At 70.9% G+C, this 8754-nt stretch carries 7 protein-coding genes; 2 read left to right on the forward strand and 5 right to left on the reverse strand.

The window, feature by feature from the left end; all coding sequences use genetic code 11:
• The 3 genes from NBW84_RS12140 to NBW84_RS12150 all read right to left on the reverse strand — a co-directional run.
• On the reverse strand, window positions 1–468 hold a 468-nt coding region (locus NBW84_RS12140; protein WP_250284611.1), incomplete at its 3' end, for a DUF305 domain-containing protein.
• Window positions 469–473: 5 nt separating this feature from the next.
• Window positions 474–2078 (reverse strand): FHA domain-containing protein, encoded by a 1605-nt coding sequence (locus tag NBW84_RS12145; protein WP_250284612.1) that lies wholly within the window; start codon window positions 2076–2078, stop codon window positions 474–476.
• Window positions 2079–2404: 326 nt separating this feature from the next.
• On the reverse strand, window positions 2405–4192 hold the full coding sequence (locus NBW84_RS12150) for a glycoside hydrolase family 15 protein (protein WP_250284615.1): 1788 nt from the start codon (window positions 4190–4192) through the stop codon (window positions 2405–2407).
• 775 nt (window positions 4193–4967) lie between these two features.
• On the opposite strand from NBW84_RS12150, the gene NBW84_RS12155 reads away from it, so the two are divergent.
• Window positions 4968–5465, forward strand: coding sequence for a hypothetical protein (locus NBW84_RS12155; protein ID WP_250284617.1), 498 nt, complete (start codon window positions 4968–4970; stop codon window positions 5463–5465).
• 111 nt (window positions 5466–5576) lie between these two features.
• On the opposite strand, the gene NBW84_RS12160 is transcribed toward NBW84_RS12155, so the two are convergent.
• Both NBW84_RS12160 and NBW84_RS12165 read right to left on the reverse strand, forming a co-directional pair.
• The gene (locus NBW84_RS12160) at window positions 5577–5780 is read right to left on the reverse strand and encodes a hypothetical protein (RefSeq protein WP_013872226.1); all 204 of its coding nucleotides are present in this window, start codon (window positions 5778–5780) and stop codon (window positions 5577–5579) included.
• Window positions 5781–6198: 418 nt separating this feature from the next.
• On the reverse strand, window positions 6199–7761 hold the full coding sequence (locus tag NBW84_RS12165) for a phospholipid carrier-dependent glycosyltransferase (RefSeq protein ID WP_250284636.1): 1563 nt from the start codon (window positions 7759–7761) through the stop codon (window positions 6199–6201).
• 150 nt (window positions 7762–7911) lie between these two features.
• On the opposite strand from NBW84_RS12165, the gene rsmI reads away from it, so the two are divergent.
• On the forward strand, window positions 7912–8754 hold an 843-nt coding region (rsmI, locus tag NBW84_RS12170; protein WP_250284620.1), incomplete at its 3' end, for a 16S rRNA (cytidine(1402)-2'-O)-methyltransferase.

Consider the following 8754-nt stretch of genomic DNA (forward strand, 5'->3'; position numbering starts at 1 on the left):
CTGGCCGGTGTCGTGACCAGCGTGGCCGCCGCTGTCCCGCATCCACCGCATCGGCGGTTCGGTCGAGACCTGCGGCAGGCCCCAGCCGGTCAGCCAGGCCGACATGATGCCGATCTCCCGCTGCTGGGCGAGCGCGATGTCCTGAGCGACGCCGCGTTGGGTGACATCCGCGCCGGCGCGGAACTCCACCATCGCCATCTGGACGGCCTGGGCGTGATGGGTGGACATGTCGTAGGCGAACCCGGCGTCCACCGAGTCCGCCCCCGGTGGACGCTCGACGAGACCGCGCAGGCCCGCACCGGCCGCCACCAGGGCGAACGCCACCACGGCCAGCAGCGCCACCCAGGACGCCCGCGGCCACGCCCGTGACCGGATCCGGCCCGCGTGCCTGTCGGCGTGCCCGTCGGTGGGCGTGGCCGCGTCGGTGGCCCGCTTCGCCGTCGTGCCGTCCGTGCTGTCGTCGGCCACCGTGGTCAGATCTGCATCTGGGAGTTGAACACGAACGTCCGCTTGCCTACCTGGACCCTGGTCCCGGGGACCAGCGGGGCCGGTTCGTGCGGGTTCAACGGGGTCCACACGGTCGCCTCGGGCGGGGCGATGTACGTCCCGTTCGCGGAGCCCTGGTCCGCGATCACCGCGTCCCAGCCGTTGAGCGTGATGACGGCGTGGACCCGGGAAACCGCGCTCTCACCGTCCTCGACCAGTAACGGAATCGCGCGGCCGGCCCGGACGGCGTCGTCCCGGTCGGGCTGCCTGCCGATCACGATGTCCTTGTCGACGTTGACGGTCCGGCCGTCCTCGAAGACGATCACCCCGATGGTCGGCCGCGGCCCCCGGACAGGGTTGCCGGTCTGCTGGGCCAGGGACAGCCCGCACTCGGTGCAGTAGGGCGCGGCCGGGTGGTTGAAGTGGCCGTTGGCGCAGAGAATGCCCTCGACCTGGGCTTCGGAGCTGCCCGGCAGCATGGTCGGGGCGTCCTGGTCGTCGAACAGGTCGGCGACGTCGAAGCCGCGGCCGGGCAGCTCGGTCAGCGCCTCGCTCTCGGTGTCCTCGACATGCGCGGCCGGGTCGTGCCCGGCGAGCTCGGTCGGCGGATCGTCGTTCGTGGCGGTGAGCGCGGCGAAGTCCTCGAGCTGCGTGGGCTCGGCGGCCCGCAGCCGGGCGGCGGTGTCGAGCTCCTGCTCCCTGCCGTGCTCCTGCTCCCTGCCGTACTCCTGCTCCCTGCCGTGCTCCTGCTCCCTGCCGTAGCCCTGCTCCTCGCCGTACCCCTGCTCCTCGCCGTGCCCGTCCTCTTTGCCGTACCCCTGTTCTTCTTTGCCGTAGCCCTGTTCCGCGCCGCGCTCCCGCTCCTTGCTGTGCAGCGGTGTCAGGGCCGGCGGAGCGCTCGACACCGACCCGTCGGCGCCCCTGGCCGGCGCGGCGTCCACCGACGGGATCGGTGCCGCCCCGGTCATCGGGTTGCGGGGCCCGCCGAAGCCGGCGGCGAAGTCCTCATCGGCCCCTCGGGGCGGGACGAAGACGGGCCCGCTGCTGGCCACCAGGCTCACCCCGATACCGGGTACCGCCCCGATCCGCAGGTCCAGCGGGAAGGCGTCGGCGGCCGGGTTGTTCGCCGCGCCGTAGGCGCTGCCGACACCGGCCGGTCCGAGCGTGCCGGCCGGGCCGATGTCCAGGCGGGCGAACCCGGTCGGCAGCAGGCGGTCCACCCAGGTGGCCGACTCGATCCCGGAGAGGGTGAGCGGGGCGGGGCCGTGGACGACCACCTCCAGCGCGCCGTGGATCAGCACGGCCAGCCGGTCGCCGACCTCCGCCAGCAGGGCGAAGTCGGGTACCACCTCCGGGTCGGCGTCGACGAGCAGCCCGGCGACCCGGCGCACCAGCCGCCGGCCCGTCCCCGAGGCAGCCCCCGCCTCGCCGGCCGCCTCGGCGCACAGCGCCAGCAGCGTCTTGGTCATGTCCGACGTGCCGGGGCGGCCGGTGCTGGCGATGACAAGAACGTCCGACAGGCGGACCACCACACCGGTCCCGGCATCATGTCCGGCTGCCACCACGACCCGGAAACCGTCAAGTCCCGCCATCGTCGCGCCCCTTGTCCTTCGTCCCTGGCCTGCGTCGGCCGCTGCCCCGCCCCTGCCGGCGCGTCCGGCCCGCCGGTGCCGGGCCATCCGCCGGCGTCCGGCGTGTCCCACCCCGGTGAGCCACGTGTACCAACCATCCTGCCGGTGGATCGGGCAGACGTCAGCAACATGTCGGCTACCAGCGGACTTTCCCTCAGGAGAAGACCGTCACCCGGCCGTTGCCGGGGGGAGCAGCCGCCACGAGCGGGCCGTCCGCCCGCCGGGCCGTGACGTTCGGTCAGGACGTTCGGCCAGGACGTTCGGCCGGCCAGAAGCCCGGTCCGGGGTCAGCCGAGGGCCCGGTCCAGGTGGAGGGCCGCGCTGATCAGGGCGAGGTGCGTGAACGCCTGCGGGAAGTTGCCCAGCGCCTCCCCGGACGGCCCGATCTCCTCGGCGTACAGGCCGACGTGGTTGGCGTAGGTCAGCATCTTCTCGAACACCAGCCGGGCCTCGGCGACCCGGCCGGCCCGGGTGAGCGCCTCGACATACCAGAACGAGCACAGGTTGAAGGTGCCCTCGTCCCCGTGCAGCCCGTCGCTGCCGTCCGCCGCGTAACGGCGTACCAGGCTGTCGCTGACCAGTTCCTCGCCGAAACGGTCGAGGGTCGAGAGGAAACGGGGGTCGGTGGGCCCGGCGAACTTCACCAGGGGCATGCACAGCAGGGACGCGTCCAGCCGGGACGACCCGGGATGCTCCATGTACGCGCCACGGACCGGATCCCACGCCGCGGTCTGGACGAACCGGTACGCGCGGCCGGCGTACTCCTTCCACTCGTTGGTCGGGCCGGGCAGGCCGCGCTGCCGGGAGATCCGGCACGCCCGCTCGAAGGCCACCCAGGTCATCAGCGCCGAGTAGGTGAAGCGCTGCCGGCCGCCGCGGGTCTCCCAGATGCCCTCGTCGGGCTCCTCCCAGTGCTTGGCGAGCCAGTCCAGCTGGCGGGAGAGCGCCTCCCACAGCTGGAAGGAGATCGGCGCGGCGAGCTTGTTGTAGAGGTACACCGAGTCCATGAGCTCGCCGTAGATGTCGAGCTGGAGCTGCCCGGCGGCGCCGTTGCCGATCCGCACGGGTCTCGAGTCGCGGTAGCCGCGCAGGTGCTCGAGGACGATCTCGTCGAGGTCGGCGTTGCCGTCCACGCTGTACAGGACGTGCAGGCCCTTGTCACCGGGGGCCTCCTGGCAGCGCTGTTCCAGCCAGTCCATGAACGCGGCGGCCTCGTCGGTGAACCCGAGCGTCATGAGCGCGTAGATGGTGAACGCGGCGTCACGGATCCACGTGTACCGGTAGTCCCAGTTGCGGATGCCGCCGAGCTCCTCCGGCAGGGAGGTGGTGGGCGCCGCCACCAGCGCGCCGGTGGGCCGGTAGACCAGCAGTTTGAGCACGAGCGCGGAGCGGTTCACCATCTCCCGCCAGCGGCCGTGGTAGCGGCTGCGGCGCAGCCAGTTCTGCCAGTAGGTCAGGGTACGGTTGAACAGCTGTTCGGCCTCGCCGTCCACCAGTGGGCGGATCGGCGTGTTCCACTCCAGGACGACGTCCGCGCTGCGTCCCGTATCGAGCGCGAATGTCGCGGTGACGCCGGTGCCGTCGCTGGCCAGCGGGATGGCGGTACGCAGGGTGAGGCTGCCGACGGGAGAGTCGAACACCGCGCCCTGGCCCTCGACGATCGTCACTGTGTGTGATACCCGCCCGTAGTCGAAGCGCGGGTGGCAGCGCAGCGAGAACTCGGCCCGGCCACGTACCGCCCTGGCCTGCCGGACGACCGCGTGCGGTGACTCGGTGACGTCGCTGTCCACCGGGACCATGAAGTCGACGACCTCGCCGACGGCCTGCGGGGCGAGGAAACGGGTCATCAGGACGTTGGAGTCCGGCAGGTAGAGCTGCTTGGCCCGGGAGCCGGGACAGTGGATGCGGAAGGAGCCGCCGCGTTCGGCGTCCAGCAGGCTGGCGAACACCGAGGCCCCGTCGAAGCGCTGCGGACAGTACCAGTCGATGGTGCCGTCGGTCGCGACGAGCGCCACCGTGCGCAGGTCGCCGATGACCGCGTGCTCTTCGATGGGCGGATAACCGGTCACGCGCATGGATGGCCTCTCCGGTGGGCTGTCGACGGAATCATCGTCCGGGCGGTACGTCCGGGCGGTATGCGGTGGATTCTCGATCACGCGGGCGCCGTTCGGGCGGCAGCCGTCCATCGCCGGCCGCCGGCCGTCGCCAGCCATCGGTATCCACCGGGCACGGGCCCGGGGCTTCCGCGAACGTACGTCCGGCCGCCGGCCCGTGAGCGCCGACTTCTCGAAGTGTCAGCTTCTCGAAGTGTCAGGCGATACCGATCGACCGCCGTGGGGCTACCTTGGAGCTTGCCGGCACCGCGTCCGGCAGCGCTGCCGATGTCAGTGGCGCCGATGTCAGCGCTGCCGATGTCGGTGGCGCCCGGCGTCGCCACACAGCCAGTGCGCTGCCCTGGCGGAGTGGGCCGCCGAGGAACGCCGGCGGCGGTGGGACAGCATCGCTGACGGTGGCGTTGCTGGCGACGGTGTTACTGGCGGCGGTGTTACTGATAGTGACGTCAATGCTGGCGGCACTGGGGGTGAGGCCGGTCCGTGGCGGTCCGGCGCCAGGGGAAATGATCATCGAGCTGGATTGTCGGCTGGATGCCTGCCGGCAACGGTCGGGATGGATCGGTCCTGACCTGGGGCTATCATGAATTTGTAACGAAAAGTGTTCAAATGGGCGCGATCTGGGGCGGATCTGGAGTCAGGGTCCGGGCGTCCATGCCGGCGGTCGTTCACGTCACTCTACGATCACAGCATGCCGGCGCAGGGGCCAACGGCACAGAATGGTCAAGGCGGTCTTGTCATGTTCGCCAAAGGCGACCGGGTGTCCCCGGTTGATGATCTTGGCGGTGGGGTCTGGTCGCGCCGCGGGACCGTCCTGGCCGTGCGCGCGGCGCCACGCCGTGAACCCGCACCGGGGGACGACCTGGTCCGGGTCGAGGCGGCCGGCTGGCTGTTCTCGGAGGCTCCACGGGCAACCGTGCTGTGGGACGACGGCACAGCGGAGATCATCGCGGAGGACCGGTTACTCCTGGTGTACGACCGGGTGGAACCGCTCGGCATCCGGGTCGTGACCATGGCCATGGCCGCTCCCGTCGACGTTGTCGAGCACGGCGGGCATGTCGTCCTGCTCCTGCGTGAGGGCCTGCTGCCGCCACACGCGGTCCAGTACCTGCGGGAGAAACTGCGCGGCGTCCGGGCGTCGTTCGTCCCCACCGGCGAGGACGGCCGTTCACCGGCGGAGATCCGCCGCCGCGACCTCGAACTACTACGAGCCCTCATCGCCCAGCTGACAGGGTGACCCCAAATTTTTCGCGGGGCGAAAAATTTGGGGACTCCCGCGTTGCCCGCGGGCTGTGCCACCGCACCTTGTCCGAGAGCCCGGGGGCGGTCAACGGGCCAGCCGTCAGGATCAGGATGTGGAGTAGGGGCCGGGGCGTACGGACGGCCCGCCGTAGGAGCTGCCGTTGAGGCTGCCTCGTGGCGGCTGTTCCGTCATGGCCTGACTGACCTTGGACGCGATGGCTTCGGTCAGTCGGATCGCCTGCGTGAGCGACAGGTTCAGCACGATCTCACTGTCATCGGTCATCGCAAAGCGTACCGAGACATCCGCCATGGTGGTTCCTTTCCTCCTGTGTCGGCCCTGTGTCGGCCGCGAGAAGCCAGTCTGGTCCCTCCCACCATCCCTGATCGCGTAGTCGTACCGGCAGGCACCCCCCGGTAACCGACGGACGTATTCGTATGTTTCAGGAAATGATGTTACTTAATGCAAGATTTACTTGCCCAAAGTGGGTGACTCGTAGTCCACTCCCGCCGCTACATCACTATAAGTATCAATATACTTACATATAGTTCCTATTGTTGGTCGTGTCAGGAGGTCTGGTGACTGACAGATTGCTCGGTGTCGGCTCGTCCGCCCTCGAGAACCGACAGCCCGGCGGCGCCGCCGGGCCGGACCTGCCGACCAGGCCGGCTGGACCGACCAGGCGGGCCCCGCCGGGCCCGGCGGCGACGGAGCGGCTGGCCGCAGCGCCTCAGATCCAGCCCGGGAACCACATCCTCACCCGCCACGCCGAAGTCGGGACCACCTGCGCCGCCATGATCGGATAGAAGTAGACGAACAGCAGCACGACGACGATCGCGTAGACGCCGACCATCAGCGAACCGACAAGCCGCCGCAGGTCGGAGGCGGTCCGGGGGCCCAGGGCGACCCCCGCGAGCGCGGTCAGCCCGAGGACGAGGAACGGCAGCAGCGGCAGCGCGTAGAACAGGAACATCGTCCGGTTGGGGAAGGCCAGCCACGGCAGGAACGACGTCGCGAAGCCGACCAGGACGAGGCCCGCCCGCCAGTCCCGGCGGCTGACCCACAGCGCCAGCACGCCGACCAGCGCCGCCACCCCGACCCACCAGATCGCCGGATTGCCGATCGCGAGGATCTCCCGGGAACAGCCGGCCTGGGAGGCGCAGCCGGGCTCCCCGGCCTTGGGGGTGCTGTAGAAGTAGGCGACCGGCCGGGCCAGTACCAGCCAGCTCAGCGGCTTGGACGCGTACGGGTGCGAGGCGTCCAGATGCTCGTGGAAGCGGAAGATCTGCTGCTGGTAGTCCCACCAGCTGTGCAGCGTCCCCCACATGCCGTCACCGAAGCGGTGGCGGTTGTAACCGCCGCCGGTGACGAACCAGCCGGTCCACGTCGCCAGGAACACGATGGCCGGCAGCGGGACGAAGCTGGTGGACCACTGTGGCCCGTCCCGGCGCACGGCGGCCAGGAGCGGCCGTCGCACACCCGCCGTCCGGCGTGCCCCGGCGTCCCAGGCGATGGCCAGCGCGGCGAATCCCACGAGCGTGTAGACGGCGCTCCACTTCACCCCCAGCGACGCCCCGAGGCACAGCCCGCAGGCAAGCCGCCACGGGCGCACACCCAGACGTGCCCCGAAGCGGATTTTCTTACTGTCTGTTTTATACAGACTACTTATTGATCGCGGATCGATGTTTCCCGCTTCGGACGCGTCCTTACCCGATCGTCCGGCGAGGGGGCTGTTGTCGGTATCCGTGAGGCTGGCGGCCAGCCTGGCCCGTCCGTGATCCCGATCGAGGATCAGGCAGGCCAGGGCCAGGACGAGCCCGGTCATCAGGAAGATGTCGAGGATGCCGATCCGGCTCTGGACGAACTCCAGGCCGTCGAAGGCGAGCAGCAGGCCGGCGAAGCAGCCGAGCAGCGTCGAGCGGAACATCCTCCTGGCGGTCCGGGCGAGCACGAGCACCGCCAGCGTCCCCGCGGCCGCGGAGGCGAAACGCCAGCCCAGCTCGGGACTGCCGTGGCGGATCCCGGCACAGTCGGTGTACCCGAAGAGCCACTCGGACACCGCCATCAGCCACTTGCCCAGCGGCGGGTGGACGACGAACCCGGGGCCGTCGCACCCGCTCTTGATGTCGCTCAACTCGTAGCCGTGGGTGAGCAGACCGTAGGCGTCGTGGGTGTAGTAGACCTCGTCGAAGTAGATGCCGCGCGGTTCGGTGAGCTGCCAGAACCGCAGGACACCGGCGACCGCCGCGATCGCCAGCGACGCGAGCCAGCCCGCGAGCCGGTCGGTGGGCATCGGCGGTGTCAGCCGTTCCCGTGGGCTCAGGCCATCGTGATTACTTTTAGTAACTACCGTGGCCCGCGGCTCGCCGCCGTCCACGGTCGGATAGGTCGCTGTCACCGCCACCGCATCAATGTAGGTGCTGGCACCTGGCAGACTCGGCGGGTGTCCGGAACTCTGGTGCTCTGCGGTGCGCCGATCGGTGACGTGCGTGATGCCAGCCCCCGCCTGGGCGAGGTGCTGGCCCGCGCCGACATCGTCGCGGCCGAGGACACCCGCCGCCTGCGCCGGCTGACCGCCGCCCTCGGTGTCACGATCGCCGGGCGGGTGGTCTCCTGCTTCGACGCCAACGAGCCCTCCCGCGCGGACTTCCTGCTCTCCCACCTGCGCGCGGGAGCCACCGTCGCGCTCATCACGGACGCGGGCATGCCGGCCGTGTCGGACCCGGGCTTCCGGGTGGTGGCCGCCGCCGTCACGGCCGGGGTGGCGGTGACGGTCGTCCCCGGGCCGTCCGCGGTGACCGCCGCGCTCGCGGTCAGCGGGCTGCCCACCGACCGTTGGGTGTTCGAGGGCTTCCTGCCGCGCCGGCCGGGCGAGCGCCGGTCACGCCTGGCCGAGCTGGCCGGGGAGCGGCGCACACTGGTCATCCTGGAGGCTCCGCACCGGCTGCCCGCGACACTGGACGATCTTACCGCGGCCTTCGGGCCCGACCGCGCGGCCGTGGTGTGCCGCGAACTGACCAAGACCTGGGAGGAGACCGTCCGGGACGATCTCGGCGCGCTGGCGGCCTGGGCCCGTGAGCGGGAGATCCGGGGCGAGATCACCCTGGTGGTGGCGGGCCGGCCCGGGACGTCGTCGCAGGCGCCGCCGCAACCGGGCACGCCGGCCGCGGCCGTCCTCTCCGCCACGCTCGCGGCGGAGGTCGCCGCCCGCGAGGCCACCGGCACACCGCGCAAGGCGGCCCTCGCGGCGGTGGCGGCCGAGCACGGCGTCCCCCGCCGTCTCGTC

Source organism: Protofrankia sp. CiP1_Cm_nod2 (genome assembly GCF_920664355.1).
Taxonomy (GTDB): Bacteria; Actinomycetota; Actinomycetes; order Frankiales; family Frankiaceae; genus Protofrankia.

Bases quoted from the DNA above. Each gene is read 5' to 3' on its own strand.
- NBW84_RS12150 (WP_250284615.1), bottom strand. From the start codon at position 4,192: ATGCGCGTGACCGGTTATCCGCCCATCGAAGAGCACGCGGTCATCGGC.
- NBW84_RS12145 (WP_250284612.1), bottom strand. From the start codon at position 2,078: ATGGCGGGACTTGACGGTTTCCGGGTCGTGGTGGCAGCCGGACATGAT.
- NBW84_RS12165 (WP_250284636.1), bottom strand. From the start codon at position 7,761: ATGCCCACCGACCGGCTCGCGGGCTGGCTCGCGTCGCTGGCGATCGCG.
- NBW84_RS12155 (WP_250284617.1), top strand. From the start codon at position 4,968: ATGTTCGCCAAAGGCGACCGGGTGTCCCCGGTTGATGATCTTGGCGGT.
- NBW84_RS12160 (WP_013872226.1), bottom strand. From the start codon at position 5,780: ATGGCGGATGTCTCGGTACGCTTTGCGATGACCGATGACAGTGAGATC.